The organism is Gemmiger sp. An120, from assembly GCF_002160955.1.
In the GTDB taxonomy this organism is placed as follows: Bacteria; Bacillota; Clostridia; order Oscillospirales; family Ruminococcaceae; genus Gemmiger_A; species Gemmiger_A avium.
In genome coordinates this window covers 252152-275046 of sequence record NZ_NFLN01000001.1, presented here as the reverse complement: position 1 = coordinate 275046, position 22895 = coordinate 252152, and the positions used below count along the sequence as shown (strand labels likewise).

Genomic DNA, 22895 nt, shown 5'->3' with positions numbered 1-22895 from the left:
CGATACCTCCTTTTCTGTCAGCCCACTACCGGGATCAAAAGCCGGGCGGGCGCATCCAGACGGGGCTGTTCCAGTTGGTTTGCGCGCAGCAGCGCCGCCGGCGACACATGGTACCGCTTGGCAATGTGGAACACGTCCTCCCCTGCCTGGGCGTAGCAGATGCGCAGCGCCACGTCCGGATCGGCGGGCTCCAGCGGGTCTTCGCAGGTCATTTCGCTGACCACCGTCTGCTGCCTGGCCCGGGCCATCAGGCCGGTAACCCGCAGCGTCAGGTCGGCGGCCATGCCGCCGTTCTCCTTGCGGGCGGCGCACTGCACCACATCCGCCCAGCATTCGGCCCGGTACTCCTGGATCTGGCCCTCCCACACGTCGGGCAGCTGATACTCAAACGCCTTGTCGTAGCACTCGATCTCGCCCAGGCTGTTCAGGCAGAGCACATGGGCGGTGCCGCGGCCCCGCAGCATCACCCCCGGCCCGGCCTGCGCGGCTTCCGTCGGGGCCAGGCTGGCAAAACAGTGCAGGATACGTGCGTTCTCGTCCGGCAGGGCACCTTCCAGGGTCAGGCGCACCGTCTGATCCACCGGCGCTTCCATCTGCTCCACCGTGACCGTTTTATACTCCACCTGGGCGTTGTATTCGGTGGAGAAGGCATCCTCCACCACCACGCATTCCATGGGCCGCCAGACCCGTAGCCGCAGCATGGCCGTGACCGACACGGTACCCGGCGTCTGGGGATTGGGGGCTGCCATCAGGGTGCAGCCCACCGGCTCCACGTAAGCAAAGCAGCGGCAGTCCTCCGCCGCGCCGTCCACATCCACGATCTGATTGAAGGGCACCGCCCTGGTCAGCTGCTCCAGCTCGCAGCCCGGGGCGATGCGGTAGAGCACCCGGGCTTCCACCTCGCCTTTTATCACCGCCTTGCCCGGCAGCAGACGAATCTCCTGCACGGTGGCCAGGCCGGTCACGTCCAGCACGGCCGCGGGCGGCGTGGGAAAGGTGATCTCCTCCTCGGCGGTGATGAGCTTATCCAGGGCCGCCACCGGGCGGGCCCCGGTCAGGGTACCCAGCAGCTGCTCGGCACCGCTGCCGGACAGGGCCGTGATCACCGGCTGCTCCTGCCGCAGGGTCAGGGTCACATTCAGCGAGAACGCCCCCCGCACATCCACCCGGCGCTGGTTCACCGCCCGGCAGTTCAGATACTCCACCTCGCCGCCGGTGTGCACCTGACAGCCGCCATATTCCGGCGCAGGCAGATCCAGCGTTTTGGTGAACGGCAGTTTCTGCTCGGTCTGGCACAGGTTCTGCTGCTCGTCCGACTGGTAGAACACCACACACCGCAGATAGCCGTCCAGCGTGAGACGGCCGCCGGTGGTCTGGGCCTGCAGCACCACCGGCCGCACCTGGCATTTGACAATCTTGAACACCTGCGGCAGATAGTCCGGGATCAGAATCTCGGTTTCGATGGGAAGTTCGGTCTTTGTATCGCACAACCCGCCCGCCGCAGTCAGGGTGTCTCTGAACACCTTCAATTCCATAGTTTCGCCCCTTTCGCGCGTTTCTATGGCCATGTATATGAGCGGCGCGGACAGGATATGCAGACATGCCGGGCAGCAGAAAAGCCGGGGCGCACCCGCTGTCTGGGTGCGCCCCGGCTTTTGCTGAGGAGGGATCAGCCCTCCCGGTTGATGTGAAAGATGGCCCGCAGAATACCTGCCAGGAATTTCGGACTTTTGATAACCACTACCTGCATGGATGCTTCCCCGCTTTCTCCCGTCTGGGTGATGTTGGATGCTCCATACTATGCTGCGGCGGGCAGAATGTGCGGCTTTTGCGGCAGTTTGGGAAACTCAGTCCGCTTTGGTGCAGATGACGGCCAGTGCCCCTTTGTCAATCCGCACGGTGACCGGGCCGCGGTTTTCGGCCCACTCGTTGCTGACGCCGATCGGGAAATCCGGGGTCAGGGTGGCGTTGTCCAGTTCATAGAACGCCCCCTGTACGCAGACACCCTCGGCACGGCCCTCCAGCGGAAACAGCGAGAAGTACTGCCAGCACGCCGGCAGCAGGGTCAGGGTATGGCCGGGCAGCAGAAAGCGGATCTCGCTGCGCTCATTGGTCAGGCAGGTATCCACCCCCTGTTTCTGCAGCCACAGGCCGGTGGCCAGGTTGGCCAGGGTGTGTTCCAGCCGGGCGCCGCCCAGCGCCCCCAGGATGGTGACCCGCTTTGCGCCCTGCTCCGCCGCCAGCCGGGCGGCATAGTGGGTGTCGGTATCGTCCTTTACGTGGGGCAGCACCACGGTATCCCCGCCCGGCGGGGGCGGCGCGGAATCAAAATCCCCCACCACCAGATCCGGCGTCAGGCCCAGTTTTTGCAGATTGCGCCAGCCCGCGTCGCAGGCCACCAGACGGCAGCCCGGCGTGATGTAACGGCGCATCGCCTCCCCTACCGGGCAGGCAGACACGATCACCCAATCCTGCATAGGGCATTCTCCTTTCCGCCCCGGTATGCGGGGCCGCAAAAGCCCGGCGGAGACAGGGCTCCGCCGGGCTTCGGTTACTTTTTCAGTTCCCAGCTTTTTACGTCCTTGACCTCGTCGTAGATGGCGCAGTAGCTTTCGTAGCGGCTGGGGCTGATCTTGCCCTCGGCCAGGGCCTGCCGCACAGCGCAGCCCAGTTCGGTGCGGTGCGAACAGCCGGTAAACCGGCACTTGCCCAGATAGGGCGCAAACTCCGGGAAAGCGTATTCCAGATTCTCTTTGGGAATGTAGCAGGCACGCTCCAGATCCAGGCTGGCAAAGCCTGGGGTATCAGCGATGCGGCCGCCCAGCGTCTCAAAGATCTCCACCTCCCGGGTGGTATGGCGGCCGCGGCCCAGCTTCTGGCTGATGTCGCCGGTCTGGCGGCCCAGCTCCGGCGAGAGGGCGTTGAGCAGGGTGGATTTGCCCACCCCGGAGTTACCGCAGAATGCGCACAGCTTGCCGGCGATGCGGGCGCGGATCTTGTCCAGCCCCGCCCCGGTCTCATGGTCTACGCGGATGCAGGCAATACCGGCCTTTTCGTAGGCAGAGGCCAGATTCTCGTCGCTGGCCAGGTCGCCCTTGGTGATCACCAGCACCGGTTCGGCGTCCTTGTCCACCGCAATGGCGGACAGCTTATCCAGCACCAGGGTACTGGGCACCGGCTGCACCGTACTGGCCACGATGAACAACACATCCAGGTTGGCTATGGGCGGACGTACGAACACATTTTTGCGCGGGCCGATCGAGGCAATGACGGTGGCGCCCTGTTCCCGTTCCAGGGTTACGGTATCCCCCGCCACCGGCGTGATGCGCTGTTTGCGGAAGATGCCCTTGGGCTTGCACTCCACGATTCCCTCGTCGGTTTTCACATAGTAAAAGCCGCCGATGCTTTTAACGATATAGGGTTCCATATGCCGCCTCAATTCTTGCCGGATTCCCCGCCCGAGGGCGTGGATTCCGGCGTGGCGCTGGGCGCGGGGCTGGCAGAAGGCGTGGCAGTGGGCGTCGGGGTTGCCGTCGGAACCGGGGTGGGTTCCGGGGTGGGTTCCGGCGTAGGCTCAGGCCCAAGCGAGACGACCACGTCTACGCGGGAGTTCCAGTTGGCCTCGCTGCCCGGCTCCTTGCTTTGGCTGATGATCACATCCACAGGGTATTCGCTGCTGTACTCGGTGGTCTGCAGGCCCAGGGTGAGCATCTTGTTCTGCAGGGCGGTAGCCGCCTGCTCCACCGTCAGGCCGCGCAGATCGGGCACCGTGGTGGTGGTATCCACCTCTTCACGGCTGACGATCAGGCGCACCTGGGTGCCCACCGCCACCTCGGCGCCGGCCTCCGGCTCGGTGCGGATTACGGTGCCCACCGGGTAGTTGTCATCCACCTGCGGGGTGATACTGACCACCAGGCCCTGCCCCTGCAGGCGGGTGGTGGCATCCTCGGAGGTCATGCCGTACACGTCCTCCACATTTACGATCTCGGTACCCTTGCTGACCTTCAGGGTCACGGTCTGCCCTTCCTTGACGGTGCGGGGCGGGCGCGGGCTCTGGCTGTACACCTGCCCGGCGGGGTACTGGGAGTTATACTCTTCTTCAAACACGATATTGAACTGGTCGTAGGCGGAGTTGCCCTCGATCTCCTCCCGGGTCATGCCCACGAAGTTCACCAGTTCCACGTCCGCCCGGTTGCTGAACAGGGGGTTGGTGGAGTTGGTAAAGATGATATAGCACAGGATAGCGGCGCCGATGGCAAAGGCGGCCGCCATACCCGCCAGGATCGGCAGGGTATAATTTTTGCGTTTCTTCTTTTTGGGGGCCGGGCGGCGGGTGCCGCCGGCGGACGGCTTGGCGCCGGAGCCGGATTTGGTTTGCTTGACCACTTTGTCGATATACCTCTCTGGTTCGGAATCTGTCAGATATTCGTACTCAAACCGGATGCTGGGGTTCTGTTTGAACTCCTCCAGGTCCATGAGCATGGCCCGGGCGCTGGGATAGCGGTCTGCCGGGTCCTTGGCCATGGCGCGGGCGGTAATGGCCTGCAGGCCTTCCGGCACCTGGGGCGCCACCTCGCCCAGCGGGGTGGGGGTATCGGAAATCTGCTTGATGGCCACCGACACGGCGCTGTCTGAGGTGAAGGGCAGCTTGCCGGCCAGCATTTCGTAGAGCATCACGCCCACCGAATAGATATCGGTCTTGCCGTCGGTAACCTCGCCGCGGGCCTGTTCCGGGCTGATGTAATGCACCGAACCGATGGCCTTTTCGCTGACCACCTGGCTCTCGGCCCGGGAAAAACGGGCAATGCCGAAATCCATCACCTTGATGCTGCCGTCAGCCAGCAGCATGATGTTCTGGGGCTTGATGTCCCGGTGGACAACACCCTTGCTGTGGGCATGGTCCAGTGTCTCCAGGATCTGGGTAATGAAGTGGACGGCCTCTTTCCAGGTGAGCGGGCCGCCCCGCTGGTTCAGATACTCTTTCAGGGTGATGCCGTCGATGTATTCCATGACGATATACTGGATCTTGTCGCTCACCGACACATCGTACACCTTGACGATATGGGGGTGATCCAGGATCGAGATCGCCTTGGACTCGTTCTTGAACCGCTGGACCAGTTCCGCGTTTTCCATGAACTCCGGCCGCAGGATCTTGACGGCCACTACCCGGTCCTCTTTCAGGTCGCGGGCACGGTATACGTTGGCCATACCGCCTACGCCGATCAGACCTTCCAGCAGATAGCGGCCGTCCAGCCGTTTACCGATCACGTGTTCCAGATTCTCCATGCAATAAAACCTCCCTGCGCCGGGGCGCGCTGTGAAAGAAAAACGGGGCGGCAGGCCGGACTATGCGGCGCGCGGAAGAGCCGAAACTCCGCCGCGGGCCGCCCCTGTGGTTCATCCGCAGCCCGTCAGGGCGCGGGGGCTGCCACCGGCTCCACGCCGATCAGCAGCACCGTGATATTGTCCTGCCCGCCGTGTTCCAGGGCCTTGGCCACCAGAACATCCGCCGCTTCGTAAAACGGCACCTCGGTCAGGATGCGGGCCATGGTCCGGTCGCTGACCGGATTGCTGAGCCCGTCGCTGCACAACAGAAGCACATCCCCCGGCCGCACAGTGCATTCGCCGGTCTCGGTCTCCACCGTGGGATTGACCCCGAGGGCACGGGTGATGATGTTTTTGCGGGGATGGGTGGCCGCCTGCTGGGCGGTGATGGTGCCGTTCTCCACCAGCTCCTGCACCATGGAATGGTCCCGGGTAAGCTGGCGGATCTGCCCGGCCCGGAACAGGTACACCCGGGAATCCCCCGCGTGGAACAGCCAGGCGTGGCCGCCGCGCACCAGAGCGCCGGCCACGGTGGTGCCCATGCCTGTATGTTCCGGATGGCGGCTGGCTTCCTCATAGATGGCCTGGTTGGCCTGCTGTACGGCCTTCCGCAGGAATTCGATCTCCTGCCCCGGCACCAGGTCCGCCAGGCCCTGGTCAAAATACTCCTCCAGAGCCTGCGCTGCCAGCTGAGAGGCCAGCTTGCCGGAGTTGGCGCCGCCCATGCCGTCGCAGATCAGGCCCCAGACGGTGTCGTCCGGCAGGCGGGCGGCCCGGTAGTTGTCCTGATTTTCCAGCCGGCCGTAGCCGATATCGGTTTTGGCTGCCAGTTTCATGGCGTCGCCTCCTTGGGTGGTTGTTGGGCTTCGTCCCGCCGCAGCTGGCCGCAGGCGGCACTGATATCGCTGCCGAGACGGCGGCGCACGGTGGCGTTGACCCCCAGACGGGTCAGCGCCTGCTGGAACCGGCGCACATTTTCGGCGTCGGTGGCGGAATAGGGGCTGCCGTCCACCGGGTTGATGGGGATCAGGTTCACATGGGCCCCCATGCCCCGGATCAGGTCGGCCAGCTGCCGGGCGGTGGCGTCGCTGTCGTTGACGCCCCGCACCATGGAATACTCAAAGCTGATCCGGCGGCCGGTGGTTTTCTGATACCGGCGGCAGGCGGCGATGAGCTGTTCCACCGGATAGGCGTCGTTCACCGGCATCATGCTGCTGCGCATGGCGTTGTTGGGGGCGTGCAGCGAGATAGACAGGGTCAGCTGCAGCTTCTTCTCCGCCAACCGGTCGATCATGGGCACAAGGCCGCAGGTGGACAGGCTGATGTTGCGCATGCCGATGTTGGCACCTTCCTCCGAAGAGATGATGGTGAGGAAGTCCATCACGTTATCGAAATTGTCCAGCGGTTCGCCGATGCCCATGAGCACGATATGGGAGATACGCTCCCCGATATCCCGCTGGGCGGTGTAGAGCTGGGCCGCGATCTCGCCGGCTTCCAGATTGCGCACCCGCCCGGCCTGGGTGGAGGCGCAGAACCGGCAGCCCATCCGGCAGCCCACCTGGGTGGACAGACAGACGGTATTGCCGTATTTGTACCGCATGACCACCGTCTCGATGCAGTTGCCGTCCTCCAGGGCGAACAGGTACTTGACGGTACCGTCCTTGGACTGCTGGCGGCGGCGGATGGTGGGCGCGGCAATATAATACTGCTCCTCCAGGGTTTTCAGCAAAGCCTTGGGCTGGTCGGTCATGGCGGAAAACTCCGTGACCTGTTTCTGATGCAGCCAGCGGTAGATCTGCCCGGCCCGGAATGCGGGCTGCCCCAGCGCCGCCAGCGTTTGGGCCAACTGGGGCCGGGTCTGGGAGGAAATGCAGTTCTTGCTCATTGTATCACAATCTCTCCAATGTTGCTATGAAAAATCCGTCGAAACCGGTCTCGTCCGGAAAAATCGTCATGCCGAAAGGCCCTTCCGACGCCTGCTCCGGATGGAACGGCGGCGGAACCAGCCGGAACTTTGCGCCCTCTTCCCCGGCCAGGAACTGCTCGATCTGGTATTCGTTTTCCTGGGGATTAAGGGTGCAGGTGGAATATACCAACCGCCCGCCCTCTTTTACATAACGAGAGGCGGTGGCCAGAATCTTCGCCTGCAGCACGCAGAGGGAGGGCAGCTCTCCCAGCGTTTTATAGCGCAGATCCGGTTTTTTGCGCAGAATACCCAGACCGGAACAGGGCACATCGCAGAGCACCCGGTCGGCCCGGGCCAGCTCCGGCTGCCAGACCGACGCATCGGCACAGGCCACATCGGCGCACTGGATGCCGCTGCGCTCCAGCGCCTGCCGGATCAGGGAGACCCGCCCTTCGGCGGCATCCCGGCTGTACAGGCAGCCGGTATCCTGCATCTGCTGGGCCAGCAGCAGGGTTTTGCCGCCGGGCGCAGCGCATAGGTCCAGCACCTTCTGGCCGGGCTGCGCGTCCAGGCTCAGGGCCGCCAGCTGGCTGGACAGCCCCTGCACATGGAAAAGCCCCTCGGCAAAAGCGGCGCTCTGAATGGGTGAGCCCTCAAAAGCTGCCAGCAGGCTGCCCGGCAGCGGGCCGGGACGGCTGGGCGTACCCTCGTCCGCCAGGCGCTGAGCCAGCTGTTCCGGACTGGTGCGCAGGGTGTTGACCCGCAGGGCGGTTTCCTTGCTGGGGGTGGACATGGACAGCAGAAGCTGTTCGGCGCGGGTGGGATAGGCCGCCAGATACAGCCGCACGATGGGTTCGGCCACCGAATACTGCACCGACAGCCGCGCGGCCCGGTTGGGGAACTTGGCGGCGGCAGGGTCCTGGGCCGGGGCGCGGCGAAGCACCGCATTGACCAGCCCGGCGGCGCTGGAACAGCCCAGCTTCCGCACCAGGGTGACCGATTCGTTGACCGCCGCGGCGGGCGGCACCTGCATGTACACGATCTGGGCCAGGCCTGCCCGCAGCACCGCCCGCACCGGCGGATCCAGGCGGGTCACCGGACGGTTCAGGCACTGGCGCAGCTGCCAGTCCAGGGTGATCTGGTGTTCCAGAACGGTATAAAAGATGGCGGTACAGAAGGCTTTGTCCCGGCCGGTCAGGCCGCTGCGGCGCAGCCGCCCGTCCAGCACCAGGTTGGAATAGCCGGCCTTTTCCTGGTGGATCAGCGCCTCCACCGCCGCGCGGCGCGCGGCGCTCACAGGCTGTCCCCCGCCTTGAACCGCCGGCCGGCAGCCCAGGCAGAGCCCTCCATGGGCTTGCCGCCCTCCGGCACCACCTGCAGCAGTTGCAAGGCACCGGAGGCACAGGCCACGGTAAAGGGTTTCAGCGCCAGGATGGTGCCGGGCTGTGCGCTGCCCTCAGCCACGCGGCTGGCCAGCACCTTGATCTTCTTGCCGCCGTACTCAAAGAAAGCCACAGGCCAGGGATTCATGCCCCGGACCAGGTTGTGCAGATGGGCGGCGTCGGCGTCAAAGTCAAAATGAGCCATCTCCTTGCGCAGGGGCGGGGCCAGGGTGGCGGCCGCGTGATCCTGAGGCACGGGGGTCAGCTCATCAAACCGGGCCAGGGCATCCAGCAGCGTTTCCGCCCCCAGGGCGGTGATCCGGTCAAACAGCTCGCCGCTGGTTTCCTCCGGGCCGATGGGCGCCGGGCGCACCAGCAGGATATCGCCGGTGTCCAGGCCCTCGTCCAGCTTCATGATGGTCACGCCGGTCTCGGCGTCGCCGTTCAGCACCGCCCACTGCACCGGGGCGGCGCCCCGGTATTTGGGCAGCAGGGATACGTGCAGATTGATGCAACCCCGGGGCGGAATTGCCAGCACCTCCGGCGGCAGAATCCGGCCGTAGGCCACCACCACGATGATTTCCGGTTCCAGCGCGCGGATCTGCGCCTGTACCGCTTCGTCCCGCAGGGTCACCGGCTGAAACACCGGCGTGCCGTGAGCCATCGCCACCTGCTTGACCGGCGGCGCGGTGAGCACCTGCTTGCGGCCCACCGGTTTATCCTGCCGGGTAAACACCCCGCAGAGGGTATGCCCGGCGCCGTACAGGGCTTCCAGGCAGTGGGCCGCGATGTCCGGCGTGCCCATGAACAGGATGCGCATTATTCCTCTCCGTCCTCGTCGAATTCTTCTTCGTCTTCGTAGAAATGGTCGGCCAGATCCAGGATGGTCACGCCATCCAGATGGTTGGTCTCGTGGCAGACGCAGCGGGCCAGCATGTCCTCGGCTTCCAGCTCAAAGGGGTTGCCGTGCCGGTCAAACGCCCGTACCTTGACCCGCTTGGGTCGGCTGATGGCGGCATTGCGGCCGGGGAAGGACAGGCAGCCCTCGTAGAGCATGACCTCTTCGTCGCTGCGCTCCAGAATTTCCGGGTTGATGAACTCCAGATACTTGGGCTCGTACCCCTCCGGCACGGTGCCGTCCTCGGGCAGATCCCGCTCATCCAGGCTTACGAACACCCGGCGCATGACCCCCACCTGGGGACCGGCCAGGCCGTAGCCCTCGGCATCGGCCAGGGTCTCGATCATATCGTCCAGCAAAGTAGCCAGACGGTCGTCAAAATTGGTCACCGGGCGGCAGACCTTTTTCAGAATGGGGTCGCCGTCCTGTACGATAGTACGCAGAGCCATAATTTTTTCTCTCCTTTTCGGGCGGACGGTTTTACATATCGCCGTCCGCGTTGAAATCCAGTGTGACCGCGGCCTTGGCGGGCAGGCCCTCCTCCCCGTACCGGGCAAGGACGGCGCGCATCAGGGCGCGGAAATCGTTTGTATTGCGGCATTTGATGGTCAGCTTGAACCGGTACAGATCCTTGACCATCGCCACATTCATGGGGGCAGGCCCCAGCACCCGCATGGGCAGCCTGGGCCAGTTCTGGCGGGCCGTTTCGGCCAGAATCGCGGAAAACCGGGCGGCCGCGGCCAGCGCCGGGCCTTCCTTTTCGCCGGAAAAGCCCACCATGCACAGATCACAGAAGGGCGGGTACAGGCACAGCTGCCGGAAACCGATCTCCTCTTCAAAGAAGGCTTCGTAATCCTGTTTGGCGGCCAGCTGCAGCACCGGATGGCCCGGGCTGACGGTCTGGATGATGGCACGGCCGGGATACTCCGCCCGGCCGCCCCGGCCCACCACCTGGGTGATCAGGCTGAACACATTTTCATAGGCCCGGTATCCCTGGCTGAACAGCAGCGAATCAATGCCCAGCACCCCCACCAGGGTGACCTTTTCAAAATCCAGCCCCTTGGCCACCATCTGGGTACCCAGCAGGATGTCGTATTCTCCTTTGGCAAAGCGGGCCAGCAGCTGTTCATGGGCATTTTTGCGGCTGGTGGAATCCTGGTCCATCCGCAGCACACGGGCTTTGGGGAACAGGTTTTCCAGTTCTTCCTCCACCCGCTGGGTGCCGAAACCGGTATACAGCAGTTTGCCGCCGCACTGGGGGCAATGGGTGGGGGCGGGCTTGATCGTTTTGCCGCAGTAGTGGCAGAGCATCTGCCCCTGGGCTTTATGGTAGACCATGGGCACGCTGCAGGACGAGCATTTCAGCGCGGCCCCGCAGTCCTGGCACAGGGCCACGGTGCGGTACCCACGGCGGTTGAGCAGCAGAATGGTCTGCTGGCCATTGGTCAGGTTTTCCCGGATGGCATCGGCCAGAGGCTGGCTGATGTCCTCCGGGTTGCCGGCGGCGGCTTCCGCCCGCATATCCACGATCTGCACCGGCGGCAGCGGCTGCCCGGCGTACCGGTGGGTAAGCCGTACCAGCTGGTACCGATCCTGCCGGGCGGCCCGGTAGTAGCTTTCCACCGAGGGGGTGGCGCTGGCCAGCAGCAGCAGCGCGCCGCTGTCCGCCGCCCGCAGCCGGGCTACATCATGGGCGTCAAACCGGGGGCTGGACTCGGAACGATAGGTATGCTCCTGCTCCTCATCAATGATGATGAGCCCCAGATTCTGCAGCGGCGCAAAGATGGCGCTGCGGGTGCCTACCACGATCTGGGCGCCGCCCTGCTGGATCATCCGCCATTGCAGCAGCCGCTCGGTATGGTTGAGGGCGGAGTGCTGCACCGCCACCCGGCTGCCGAAATTTTCTTTCAGTCGGCGGATCATCTGGGGGGTCAGGCTGATTTCCGGCACCAGCACCAGTGCGGTGCGGCCCAGTTCCAGCGTGTGACGGATCAGTTCCAGAAAAACCAGCGTTTTGCCGCTTCCGGTGACCCCGTGCAGCAACGCCGCATGGGGTTTGCCCGCCCACAGCGCAGGCAGCAGCGCGTCCAGGGCGGCCTGCTGCTCATCGGTCAGGGTGATGGTCTCATTGGTCAGCGGGATATGGGCGTACAGATCCAGGGTTTTGTCCACCTGTTCCTTTTCCAGCACGCCCTTTTTGACCAGATTGTCCGCCACGGCGGCGGATACTCCGGCCTGCTGCAGTTCTTCCCCGGTCAGGGGGCCGTCCCGCAGCAGCTGCACCGCTAAAATCTGGGTCGGGGTGGGGCGGGGCTTTTCCGGCAGAGGCGCCGCCAGCCGGTACTGAGGCTGGGTATGGCGCACCAGCTGCTTTTGCAGCACCGGACGGCCGTCCTGCAAGACAGGGCGGTACTGGGCCCCATAGGGAATGACCGTTTTTACCGCCTCGTACCAGGTACAGAAGGTGCGCTCATGGAGGAACTCCACCAGGCGCAGCAGATCGGGGGTGAGGCAGGCGCTTTCCGGCGCGGCGTCATAAAGCGGCTTGACGCGGGCGGAGAGCTCCTCGCTCTCCCCTGCCGCCAGCACCACCGCCATGCGGGGCTTGTCCCCCCGGCCGAAGGGCACCAGTACCATCCCCCCTACCGGCACCTTGCTTTCCAGTTCCGGCGGAACCCGATAGGTATAGAGTTTGTCAAAATGAAGGGTGGCGTTGTTTACCGCCACTTGCACGGTATGCGGCAATCGCTGCCCCTTTCCGGGCTGAGCCGGTCAGCCCTCTTGTCTTGCCCGGATGATCTCGTACAGCTGCCGGGCGCAGTCGTCCACTTCCTGGTTGACTACCGTAGCGGTGTACTGATCCGCCAGGGCCAGTTCCTCCCGGGCGCGGGCCAGCCGGCCCTGGATGGCCTCCTCGCTCTCGGTGCCGCGGCCCCGCAGGCGGTGTTCCAGTTCTTCCAGGCTGGGGGGCGCCACAAAGATGGTGGTGGCCTCCGGGTACAGGCGGCGAATGTTGCCCGCGCCCTCCACCTCAATCACCAGCACCACGGTAATCCCCTGGCCGATACGGCGGTCTACCTCGGACTTGGGGGTACCGTAGTAGTTGCCGCAATAACAGGTGTGCTCCAGAATTTCCCCGGCAGCCAGTTTCTCTTCAAACTGATCCCGGGTCATATAATAATAGTTTACCCCTTCGGTCTCGCCGGGACGCATAGCCCGGCTGGTGGCGGAAACCGAGATCTCGATCTCCGGGTGCAGCTGCCGCAAGCGGTTTACAACGGTGTCCTTGCCGGAGCCGGAAGGCCCGGACACGACCACCAGATACCGATCCTTATTCATCTTCCAGCTCCTCATCCAGTTCATCCGCATCGTCGTTGTCGTTCAGGCGGTTGGCCACCGTCTCCGGCTGCACAGCCGACAGGATCACATGGTCGGAATCCATGATGATCACCGCCCGGGTGCGGCGGCCATAGGTGGCGTCGATCAGGGCGCCCTTGTCCCGGGCTTCCTGTACAATGCGCTTGATGGGGGCGGATTCAGGGCTCACAATGGCGATCAGCCGGTTTGCGCTGACCATATTGCCGAACCCGATGTTGATAAGCTTCATGATAGCTCCCCTTTTATTATTCGATGTTCTGCACCTGTTCGCGGATCTTTTCGATCTCCGCTTTCATCTCCACCACCAGGCGGGTGATGGCCAGATCCTGGCACTTGGAACCAATGGTATTGGTTTCCCGGTTCAGTTCCTGGGTCAGGAAGTCCAGCTTGCGGCCCACAGCCCCCGGCCCGGTAAGAATCTGCCGGTACTGCTGGATATGGCTGCGCAGGCGGACAGTCTCCTCATCCACGGCGGTCTTGTCCGCAAAGATGGCCGCCTCGGTCAGGATGCGCGCCTCATCAATGGAACGATCCTCCAGCAGAGGCTGCAGACGGGCGTACAGGCGCTGGGTGTAGGCTTCCACACGGCCGGCGCTGTCCTGCTCCACCAGGCCCACGTCCTGCTCCAGGGTGTCCAGCCGGGACAGGATGTCCGCCTCCAGCTTGGCGCCCTCCGCCGTGCGCATGGTCATGAAGCTGTCCAGGGCCATACGGCAGACCGTTTCCACGTCGGCCGCCAGCTGCTCCTCGTCCACCTGGGCATGGCGCACCGACAGCACATCGGGGAAACGGGCCAGCATCCCGGCCGTGGCATCGCAGGCCACGCCGCAGCCCTCCGAAATCTGCCGCAGTGCCTCCAGATAGCTGCGGGCCAGCGGCAGGTCGGCCTGAACCTCCACATCGCTGACACCAATGGTCTGCAGCTGCAGGCTCAGTTCCACCTTGCCCCGGCTGATGGTGCCGGAAAGCAGCTTCTTGAGCCGGTCGTCCAGAAACAGACAGGCCCGGGGAAGCCGGGAAGAATACTCAAAATACCGCGAATTGACGCTGCGGATCTCCACGGTCAGGTCACGCCCGTTGAGAACCGCCTTGCCCCGGCCGTAGCCGGTCATACTCAGCGCCATAGCACACCGCCTTTCTTTTGTGTTTTTCCGCAAGGCATATCACTTCAGGGCACAGATCCCCCGATTTGGATATACACAGGGATATTTTACTCTTTTTGGGCTGTTTTTGCAAGGCGCACGCCGGTATCCGGGGCGGGCGGATCCCCCAGATCGTGGAACAGGCGGCGCAGCACCACAGCGGCCACCAGGCACAGGATCATCTCCGCGCAGGTCTGGGCATAGGCCAGCCCGTAGAGCGGCCAGATCCAGTTCAGGATGCACAGCGCCGGGATTTCCATGACGATCTTGCGCAGAACCGCAAAGATCAGCGAGCGCCGCCCCATACCACAGGCCTGGAACACGCCCACCGCCAGGAAGTCCACCCCCAGGAACGGCAGGCACAGGCACATGCCCCGCAAAAACCGGGAACCGTAGGCCACAATCTCTGCATCCTTCATAAACAGGCGTACCAGCCAGGCGCTGCAGGTCCAGTCAAACACACACAAGGCAATCAGGAACGCCATGGCAACCTTCAACGCAAACAGAATGCACCGTTTCATCCGGCGGTAATCACCGGAAGCGTAATTGTAGCTGACCAGAGGCATCAGTCCCTGGGATAAGCCCAGCGCCACATAGAAGGGCACCTGGTTGACCTTTTGTGCAATGCCCATAGCCGCCACCGCGTTGGATCCGTACACGGAGGTAAAATTGTTCAGCACGGTCATGCCGGTTACATTGAGCAGGTTCTGCACCGCGGCCGGAATGCCCACCGCACAGACGCCCACCACAATGGCACGGCCAGGCAGCGCGGGCCGCAGGCTGATATTGCTGCTGTGCCGGCGCACCGCCAGCAGTACCAGAAAATAGCCGCAGGCCACGCAGTTGGAGAGGAAGGTGGCCAGGCCGGCGCCGGCGGCCCCCATATTCAGGCCCCAGGGCAGGATAAAGACCGGGTCCAGCAGGATATTCAAAAAGCAGCCGCTCATGGTGCCGATACCCGCATGGAGCGCCGCCCCCTCGCTGCGGACCATATAGGCCAGCACCACATTTAAAATAGCCGGCACGGCGCCACAGGTGGTGGTCCAGAACAGATAGGCGAAGGTAGCGGCAGCGTTTTCCTCGGTAGCGCCCAGCACGGCCAGGGCCGGGCCGGAAAATGCTGTAAAGCCCACGGACAGAAGCGCCCCGCAAAGCAGCGCGCACCAGAAACCAAACGAGGAGCTGCGGCGCACGGTTTCCCGGTCGCCCCGCCCCATCGCACGACTCATCATACTGGAGGAACCCACACCAAACAGGTTGTTGATGGCATTGAACGCCAGCAGCACCGGTGCGGCCAGGGTAACTGCGGCATTTTGAATGGGGTCGTTGAGCATCCCGACAAAATAAGTGTCCGCCAGATTGTACAGCACCATGACCAGAGAACTGGCAATTGTAGGTGCTGCCATGGACATGACCGCCCGGGAGACGGGAGCCTGTTCAAACAAATAGGTACGATCCTGCATAATATGACGCTTCCCTCTCTCTGCCGCCCCTCTGTGCAGCAGCTAGTTATGGAAAGAGCGCCCCGCGGGCGCGGGGCGCTCTTTCGGATACAACGTTCGGATGTATCCCATGATAGCACAGGAACCAGGGCTTTTCAACCCGACAAAACCGGTGCATTGTCTGGATCTTTGGCACTTTACCGTTTTTCACCCTCGACTGTTTCAATCAGCAATCTGCGGTTTTTTGGGCGGTTTATCAGCCAGAACGCAGCGGCATATAAAATGCCAAACGATGCTATATAGGCCACTATACCTGCGATGGGCATGGTATCGGGGACCAGGGCACTCACGTTGGCCGCAACAAAACAAAACAGCAGATTCAGCCGGAGCGATACCAGTTTCCTGGGCTGCAGGATCCACTTTTCTTCCAGATCCGAAAAGCCGGCAAACAGATCGTACTCACTCATGCGGAATACCCCTCCCTTTCCAAAAAATCGCGCAGCTTATTCCGCGTTCGGTGCAGGGAAACCGAGACCCGGTTTTCCGAGTATTGCCGGGCTGCGGCAATTTCCTGGATACTGGCCCCGAAAAAGTATCGCTGCAGAAAGATTTCCCGCTCTTCTGTGCGGAGCGAGGCAACAAAACGGTTAAGCAGGTCCCGAATCTGAACCGAATCCAGCGGCTGGCGGGTTGTCTGATCCGGAATACATTCGGCCAGTTCATCCAACAGCACGGTGATTCCACTGCGTTTTTGCGCCTGTGCCCGCTCCAGGTACCGCAGGGACGTATTGCGGGCTGTTTTGGCCAGATACGCCCGGAAATATTTCGGCCTGGCCGGCGGAATCCCATTCCACACCCGGAGCCATACATCATTCAGCACTTCTTCCCCGTCCTGGACACTGTCCAGCAGGCCGGCTATGATCCGGCGGCAAAATCCGCTGTACCGGTTTTCCAGAAGCGACAATGCCTGTTCGTCGCGCTGCCACAGAAGCGACACGATTTCATCCATGCGCATTCCCTCCTTATCTATAGCAGACCGGAACGAGGAAGCGTTTCTTACAGATATTCCGGTAAATTTTAAAAATGTCGGCTTCTGCCTGCAGGCACAAAACGGCCACGCCGCAGAAATGCAGCATGGCCGTTTTCTTATGTCATGATTGCGTTGGGCACAAAGATCACCACAGGTTCATGACCTGCTCGTACATCTCCACATAGGAGCGGGCGGAAACGTTCCAGCTGAAATCGCACTGCATCGCGCGCTTGACCAGAACCGGCCAGCCCTCTTTCTGCCAGTAGCCTTCCTTGGCGCGCCAGCAGGCCTCGTAGAGGTCATGGGCGCTGTACTGCTGGAAGACAAACCCGTTGCCCTTGCCATCGCCGGAATCCTGGATGGAATCCCGCAGGCCGCCGGTAGCACGCACCACCGGGATGGTACCATAGCGGCAGGCCACCATCTGGGCCAGGCCGCAGGGTTCGGACTTGGAGGGCATCAGGAAGATATCCGCGCCGGCGTAGATCTGACGGGCCAGCGGCGGCACAAAGCCGATGTACACGCCCACACGGCCGGGATGACGGCCGCACAGATCGCTGAAGAAGGACTCATAGGCATACTCGCCGTTGCCCAGCACCACCAGCTGGATCCCCTGCTGGAGCAGGCCCTCGGCCACGCTCTTGACCAGATCCACACCCTTATGGCCTACCAGACGGGTGACCATCGCCATGATGGGGCTGCCGTCGTCATCCAGGCCAAAGCGCTCGATCAGCTGCTTTTTGCAGGCCAGCTTGCCTTCCTGGAAAGTATCGGCGTTGTAATGGGCCGGGATGTTGGGGTCGGTTTCCGGGTTGTAGCTGTCCACGTCGATGCCGTTCAGGATGCCGCACAGTTTATGCTGGCGCTGACGCAGCAGACCGTCCAGGCCATGGCTGAACCAGGGATCCAGAATCTCGCCCGCATAGGTGGGGCTGACGGTGCTGACCCGGTCGCTGACCTCAATGGCGCCTTTCATGAAGTTGGCGCAGCCGTCATACTCCACAATATGCGCATCCTTGCGGCCGATACCGCAGATTTCCTCCAGGATGTCCAGGCCGTATTTGCCCTGATACTGGATATTGTGGATGGTGAAAACCGTCTTGATCCGGCTGAACTTGTCCAGATGCCGGTAATACAGGTTCAGGTATACCGGGGTCAGGGCGGTCTGCCAGTCATTGCAGTTGATCACATCCGGGGTGAAGTCGGTGTAGAAGAGCATCTCCATGATGGCGCGGCTGAAGAATGCGAACCGTTCCGCATCGTCGTAGAAGCCGTACAGGCTGCCGCGTTTGAAGTAATACTCATTGTCCAGGAAGTAGAAGGTTACGCCTTCATACTCGCAGGTAAACAGGCCGCAGTACTGGCTGCGCCAGCCTACCGGCACACTGAAATTGGTGACAAAGCTCAGACGATCGCGGTATTTCATGGTCTCATACAGAGGCATGACCACGCGGCAGTCCACACCGGAGCGAACCAGCGCCTTGGGCAGGCTGCCGGCCACATCGCCCAGGCCGCCGGACGCGGCGAACGGATTGGCCTCACTGGCGCAAAAAAGAACTCTCATGTGTCTCCTCCTTGATCAGGATTATAGAGGGAGGGGGCGGGAGCCGAGGCGGCTCCCGCCCCTGGGGAGAAAAGGGCGGCCTCCGGTCAGGCCGACACCTTTTGGCAGGGTTTATACGGTCTGTCCCTTGGCCACGTAAACCGGGAAGGTATCGGTGCCGCACAGATTCTTGTCGGCCGTAACCTTGACGCGCTTATCGGTGACCACATATTCCAGGGTAGCGCCCGGCTCCACCACGGTATCCTGCATGAGCACGCAGTTCTTGACCTTAGCGCCCTTGCGAATCCGCACGCCGCGGAACAGCACGCAGTTTTCGATTTCACCCTCAATCACGCAACCGTCCGCCACCATGCAGTTCTTCACCTTGGCATCCATGGCGTAACGGGTGGGGGCATCGTCCCGCACCTTAGTGTAGATGGGTTTGCCGACCGGGAACAGCTGGTCCAGGTTGGCCTCATCCAGCAGGCGCATATTCTCGTCGAAATAGCTCTTCATGCTGGTGATATGAGCGGTGTAGCCCTTGTATTCCAGGCCCTGCACATTGAGCAGCTGCAGGTTGCGGGACAGGATATCCCGCTCGAAATAGACCAGGCCGCGGCTGGTGGCATCCTGCACCATGGTGATCAGGGTCTCACGCTCCACAATGTACACGTCCATGGACAGGTTCTGCACACCGGGGCGGTAGTCGTTGGTGAGCAGTTCCACCACACGGCCGTCCTGCAGCTTAATGGTATGATTGTCGTTCTTGCAGCCTTCGGGGATCTCCCGGCGCTCGTACAGCATGGTCACGTCGGCGCCGCTGGCCACATGGGCGGCAATCAGTTCCTTGAAGTTGTAGTTGAAGGCAGTGCTGGCCTCGCTCAGTACCACATACTTCTCTTTCTGGTTTTTCAGGAATTCCAGAATGCTGGCCAGCGCTTCCACACGGCCGTTGTACATCTTAACGGTGGACTGGGCGTAGGGAGGCACAATGTTCAGGCCGCCCAGCTTGCGGGTCAGATCCCACTCACGGCCATTGCCCAGATGGTCCATCAGGGAATGGTAGTTTTTCTTTACGATGACGGTCACGTTGGTGATGCCGCCATTTACCATGCTGGACAGCACAAAGTCGATCATGCGGTACCGGCTGGCAAAGGGGATGGACGCCATTGTGCGCTTTTCCACCAGCTCCGGCACCAGGTTATCACCTGCGTTGGGCAGGATGACGCCCAGCGCGTTTGAAGTAGAATTCACCATTGTTCTTCGCCCTCCTTCACGTCTTTGACCACCATAGCCTTGGGGCCGATCTTGGCACCTGCGCCGACGGTGATACCCTCGCCGACAACCGCTACGCCCCACTTGGTGATGTCGTCCATGTCCTCAGGACGCACGCCCACCATGGCGCCGCGCTTTACCACCACATTTTCCGCAATAATGGAGTAGCGCACGCAGGCACCGGGCTCCACCACCGAGCCGGGCATCAGGATGGACGCCTCGACGGTAGCACCTTCCGCCACACGGGTATTGTCAAACAGAACGCTCTGGATTACGGTACCGTCCACGCGGCAGCCTTCGGTGATCATGCTGTTATCAATCACAGCCTTGCTGCCGATCTTGTGACCGGGCAGACCGGAGGTACGAGAGTAGATCTTCCAGCTGTCATCCCACACATCCAGCGCCACGTTGGGATTCAGCAGGTCCATATTGGCATCCCACAGGCTGTCGATGGTGCCCACGTCTTTCCAGTAACCCTCGAAAGCATACGCGACCATCTTCTCGCCCGCGTTCAGCATGTTGGGGATGATGTTCTTGCCAAAATCGTTCTCGCTGTTGGGATCCGCTTCATCTTCGGTGAGGAATTTGCGCAGCTTCTCCCAGGTGAAGATGTAGATACCCATGCTGGCCAGATTGCTCTTGGGCTCCTTGGGTTTCTCCTCAAACTTGGTGATGGTGCCGTTCTCGTCGGCGGTCATGATGCCGAAACGGCTGGCCTCTTCCCAGGGCACCTCCATAACGGCGATGGTGCAGTCGGCGCCCTTCTCCTTATGGAAGTCCAGCATCTTGCCGTAGTCCATCTTATAGATATGGTCGCCGGACAGGATAACCACGTAGTTGGGCTCATACCGGTCGATAAAGTTGATATTCTGGTAGATCGCATTCGCGGTGCCCTTGTACCAGTCGGAGCCGGTGGCTTTCTGGTACGGGGGCAGCACATGCACGCCACCGTACAGACGGTCCAGATCCCAGGGCTGGCCGTTGCCGATATACTCGTTCAGCACCAGAGGCTGGTACTGGGTCAGGATGCCCACTGTGTCAATGCCGGAATTGACACAGTTAGAAAGCGGAAAGTCAATGATCCGGTACTTTCCGCCAAAAGGCACCGCGGGTTTTGCCAGACGCTGGGTAAGCGCGTACAGACGCGAACCCTGACCGCCTGCCAACAGCATTGCGATACATTCTTTCATGACAATTCTCCCCTTATTGGCGCATCGCGCCTTTTCTATTCTAAAAGGCCGTTGCTTTCAGGCTCGGGCCTTTTTCGACTGTGTTCTTCTCTCCCTTACTCTTTCTTGGCCGCCTTTTTCGCTGCTGGCTTGGCTCCGCTTTTTTTTGGCAGGCCGGGAAGTCTTGGCAGGCTTGGCCGCCTTTTCTTCCGGCTTATCCGTCTTTTTGCGGGGTGCCGGCACCGAATAATAGGCCGTACTCATAGGTGCCAGATCCAGCGTGATGTGGTAATCAAACCCGTGCATCGCGCCCTTGACCGCCCGCTTCATCGGGTTGTGCAGGTCGCCGCCACCATAGATTGCGTCGTCGCTGGTCAGTAACTCTTTATACTGGCCGGCGCAGGGCACGCCCATCTGATAGCCGGTACGGAGCACCGGATTGAAGTTGCAGACCACCAGAACCATCTTGCCTTCCGTGTCGCGCCGCAAGAACGCAATCACCGACTGAGAACTGTCGTCCGGCACGATCCACTGGAACCCCTCCCAGCTGTAATCCACCTGCCAGAACGCCGGATTCTCCCGATAGAAATGGTTGAGTGCCTTGACCCAGGCCTGCAGCTGCTGGTGCTTTTCGTAACCAAGCAACATCCAGTCCAGCGGCTTTGCCTCGTTCCACTCGATGAACTGGCCGAATTCCTGGCCCATGAACAGCAGCTTTTTGCCGGGGTGCGCCATCATATACCCATAGAAGGTACGCAGGTTATCAAACTTGGCGTCATACTCGCCCGGCATCTTGTTCAGCAGGCTGCACTTACCGTGAACCACCTCATCATGACTGATGGGCAGCACGAAGTTTTCGCTGAAAGCATAGAAGAAGCTGAAGGTCAGCTTGTTGTGGTTGCCGGACCGGAAAAGCGGATCGGTACTCATATAGCTGAGCATATCGTTCATCCAGCCCATGTTCCACTTGAAGTTAAAGCCCAGGCCGCCGTCCGCTGCCGGTTTGGATACCAGCGGCCAGGCGGTGGATTCCTCCGCAATCATAAGCTTCTCCGGGTGCCGGTTCAGCACTTCGGTATTCAGCTTGCGCAGGAATGCGATGGCTTCCAGATTTTCCTTGCCGCCATACATGTTGGGCTCCCACTCGCCGTCACGGCGGTTGTAGTCCAGATACAGCATGCTGGCAACCGCGTCCACACGCAGGCCGTCCACATGGTACTCTTCCAGCCAGAACAGGGCGCTGGACACCAGGAAGCTCTCTACCTCGGGCATACCGTAGTTGAAAACCATGGTGCCCCATTCCTTGTGCTCGCCCCGGCGGGGGTTGGGATCCTCATAGCAGGGCTGCCCGTCGAACATGTACAGGCCGTATCCGTCCTTCGGGAAGTGCGCAGGTACCCAGTCCATAATCACGCCGATACCGGCCTGATGGCACTTGTCCACAAAATTCATGAAGTCCTTGGGGGTGCCGTACCGGCTGGTGGGGGCAAAATACCCGGTAACCTGATAGCCCCAGCTGCCGTCAAAGGGATATTCTGTGATGGGCAGCAATTCCACATGGGTGTAGCCCATTTCCTTTATGTACGGCACCAGCTCATCCGCCAGTTCGGAATAGTTGTAAGGCAGATCGCCCTCCTTCATCTTCCAGCTGCCGGCATGAACTTCGTAGATGTTCATGGGGCTGTTGATTACGTCCCGGCCTTTCTGCGCCGCCATCCATTCACCGTCGCCCCAGGCATAACCGGACAGATCATAGATCTTGCTGCCATTGGATGGACGGGTTTCAGTATGGAATGCATACGGATCAGATTTAAACAAAAGCTCATCGGAAGCGGTGGTCACACAGTATTTATATACATCATACTGTTTAAGACCGGGAATAAAGGTTTCCCAAATACCGCTGTCCTCCAGGCGAGCCATCGGATGGCTGCCCACGACCCAGCTGTTGAAGTCCCCTACCACGCTGACACTTTTGGCATGGGGGGCCCACACGCGGAATTTTACGCCGTCTTCCCCGTTTTCCTGCATACAATGAGCGCCCAAGAACCGGTAGGCCTCAAAGTTGTTTCCCTGATGGAACAGATAGACAGGCAGATCCGCTTCGCTTTGTTTCTTTTTTACGGGCATGGTGTCTCCCTTCTCTCCTCTGCGGCCCGCAAGCGGGCACGTGCTGTATACTATCTATAATGATACTCATTTTACATTCGATTTTCAAGAGTTTTCTGTCATAAATTGCTAAAAACGTAAATTGTAAAGTTTGTGTTTTGTGCAGTTTGCATGCAAAGTTTTCCACTTCATTGGCAAATGGTAGATTCTTCTTGCTAAAGCGAGCACAAACGTCCCGGTTTGGTGCACAAACGGATCGTATTCCGGCGGTAAGACCGTCAATTCGCACAAAAAAAGAA

General features: G+C 61.4%; 21 protein-coding genes. All 21 read right to left on the bottom strand.

The window, feature by feature from the left end; all coding sequences use genetic code 11:
* Window positions 1-17 precede the first annotated feature (17 nt).
* Window positions 18-1535 carry a DUF3794 and LysM peptidoglycan-binding domain-containing protein gene (locus tag B5E65_RS16675; protein ID WP_158098481.1) on the bottom strand — a complete coding sequence of 506 codons (1518 nt, stop codon included), beginning with the start codon at window positions 1533-1535 and terminating at the stop codon, window positions 18-20.
* A 134-nt stretch (window positions 1536-1669) separates the two neighbouring features.
* Complete coding sequence (spoVM, locus tag B5E65_RS16830; RefSeq protein WP_143402942.1) at window positions 1670-1750, bottom strand: stage V sporulation protein SpoVM; 81 nt, start codon at window positions 1748-1750, stop codon at window positions 1670-1672.
* A gap of 97 nt (window positions 1751-1847) precedes the next feature.
* Window positions 1848-2477: a thiamine diphosphokinase gene (locus B5E65_RS01275; RefSeq protein ID WP_087169966.1), complete on the bottom strand. Its 630-nt coding sequence runs from the start codon at window positions 2475-2477 to the stop codon at window positions 1848-1850.
* A gap of 74 nt (window positions 2478-2551) precedes the next feature.
* Window positions 2552-3427 carry a ribosome small subunit-dependent GTPase A gene (gene rsgA / locus B5E65_RS01270; protein ID WP_087169965.1) on the bottom strand — a complete coding sequence of 292 codons (876 nt, stop codon included), beginning with the start codon at window positions 3425-3427 and terminating at the stop codon, window positions 2552-2554.
* An 8-nt stretch (window positions 3428-3435) separates the two neighbouring features.
* Entirely contained in the window at window positions 3436-5286 is a 1851-nt protein-coding gene (gene pknB / locus B5E65_RS01265) for a Stk1 family PASTA domain-containing Ser/Thr kinase (protein ID WP_087169964.1), read from the bottom strand.
* A gap of 125 nt (window positions 5287-5411) precedes the next feature.
* Window positions 5412-6161: a Stp1/IreP family PP2C-type Ser/Thr phosphatase gene (locus B5E65_RS01260; protein WP_087169963.1), complete on the bottom strand. Its 750-nt coding sequence runs from the start codon at window positions 6159-6161 to the stop codon at window positions 5412-5414.
* Window positions 6158-7210, bottom strand: coding sequence for a dual-specificity RNA methyltransferase RlmN (rlmN, locus tag B5E65_RS01255; protein ID WP_087169962.1), 1053 nt, complete (start codon window positions 7208-7210; stop codon window positions 6158-6160). The genes B5E65_RS01260 and rlmN overlap by 4 nt, the downstream gene beginning before the upstream one ends.
* A 4-nt stretch (window positions 7211-7214) precedes the next feature.
* Complete coding sequence (rsmB, locus tag B5E65_RS01250; protein ID WP_087169961.1) at window positions 7215-8528, bottom strand: 16S rRNA (cytosine(967)-C(5))-methyltransferase RsmB; 1314 nt, start codon at window positions 8526-8528, stop codon at window positions 7215-7217.
* Window positions 8525-9433, bottom strand: coding sequence for a methionyl-tRNA formyltransferase (gene fmt, locus B5E65_RS01245; RefSeq protein ID WP_087169960.1), 909 nt, complete (start codon window positions 9431-9433; stop codon window positions 8525-8527). Before fmt ends, rsmB begins: the two co-directional genes overlap by 4 nt.
* The gene (def, locus tag B5E65_RS01240; protein WP_087169959.1) at window positions 9433-9960 is read right to left on the bottom strand and encodes a peptide deformylase; all 528 of its coding nucleotides are present in this window, start codon (window positions 9958-9960) and stop codon (window positions 9433-9435) included. Before def ends, fmt begins: the two co-directional genes overlap by 1 nt.
* Window positions 9961-9991: 31 nt before the next feature.
* Window positions 9992-12256 (bottom strand): replication restart helicase PriA, encoded by a 2265-nt coding sequence (priA, locus tag B5E65_RS01235; protein ID WP_087169958.1) that lies wholly within the window; start codon window positions 12254-12256, stop codon window positions 9992-9994.
* Between the two features lie 27 nt (window positions 12257-12283).
* Window positions 12284-12850 (bottom strand): guanylate kinase, encoded by a 567-nt coding sequence (gene gmk, locus B5E65_RS01230; protein WP_087169957.1) that lies wholly within the window; start codon window positions 12848-12850, stop codon window positions 12284-12286.
* Window positions 12843-13118, bottom strand: a complete 276-nt coding sequence (gene remA, locus B5E65_RS01225) for an extracellular matrix/biofilm regulator RemA (protein ID WP_087169956.1) — start codon at window positions 13116-13118, stop codon at window positions 12843-12845. Before remA ends, gmk begins: the two co-directional genes overlap by 8 nt.
* Before the next feature lie 16 nt (window positions 13119-13134).
* Window positions 13135-14013, bottom strand: coding sequence for a YicC/YloC family endoribonuclease (locus tag B5E65_RS01220; protein WP_087169955.1), 879 nt, complete (start codon window positions 14011-14013; stop codon window positions 13135-13137).
* An 86-nt stretch (window positions 14014-14099) separates the two neighbouring features.
* Complete coding sequence (locus tag B5E65_RS01215) at window positions 14100-15494, bottom strand: MATE family efflux transporter (RefSeq protein ID WP_087169954.1); 1395 nt, start codon at window positions 15492-15494, stop codon at window positions 14100-14102.
* A gap of 176 nt (window positions 15495-15670) precedes the next feature.
* Window positions 15671-15940 carry a hypothetical protein gene (locus B5E65_RS01210; protein ID WP_087169953.1) on the bottom strand — a complete coding sequence of 90 codons (270 nt, stop codon included), beginning with the start codon at window positions 15938-15940 and terminating at the stop codon, window positions 15671-15673.
* On the bottom strand, window positions 15937-16482 hold the full coding sequence (locus B5E65_RS01205; RefSeq protein WP_158098480.1) for an RNA polymerase sigma factor: 546 nt from the start codon (window positions 16480-16482) through the stop codon (window positions 15937-15939). Before B5E65_RS01205 ends, B5E65_RS01210 begins: the two co-directional genes overlap by 4 nt.
* Before the next feature lie 166 nt (window positions 16483-16648).
* Complete coding sequence (locus B5E65_RS01200) at window positions 16649-18067, bottom strand: glycogen synthase (RefSeq protein WP_087169951.1); 1419 nt, start codon at window positions 18065-18067, stop codon at window positions 16649-16651.
* A 111-nt stretch (window positions 18068-18178) separates the two neighbouring features.
* Window positions 18179-19303 carry a glucose-1-phosphate adenylyltransferase subunit GlgD gene (gene glgD, locus B5E65_RS01195; RefSeq protein WP_087169950.1) on the bottom strand — a complete coding sequence of 375 codons (1125 nt, stop codon included), beginning with the start codon at window positions 19301-19303 and terminating at the stop codon, window positions 18179-18181.
* Window positions 19297-20511, bottom strand: a complete 1215-nt coding sequence (locus B5E65_RS01190) for a glucose-1-phosphate adenylyltransferase (RefSeq protein WP_087169949.1) — start codon at window positions 20509-20511, stop codon at window positions 19297-19299. Before B5E65_RS01190 ends, glgD begins: the two co-directional genes overlap by 7 nt.
* Before the next feature lie 57 nt (window positions 20512-20568).
* Window positions 20569-22617, bottom strand: a complete 2049-nt coding sequence (gene glgB, locus B5E65_RS01185) for a 1,4-alpha-glucan branching protein GlgB (protein ID WP_087169948.1) — start codon at window positions 22615-22617, stop codon at window positions 20569-20571.
* Window positions 22618-22895: the final 278 nt, after the last annotated feature.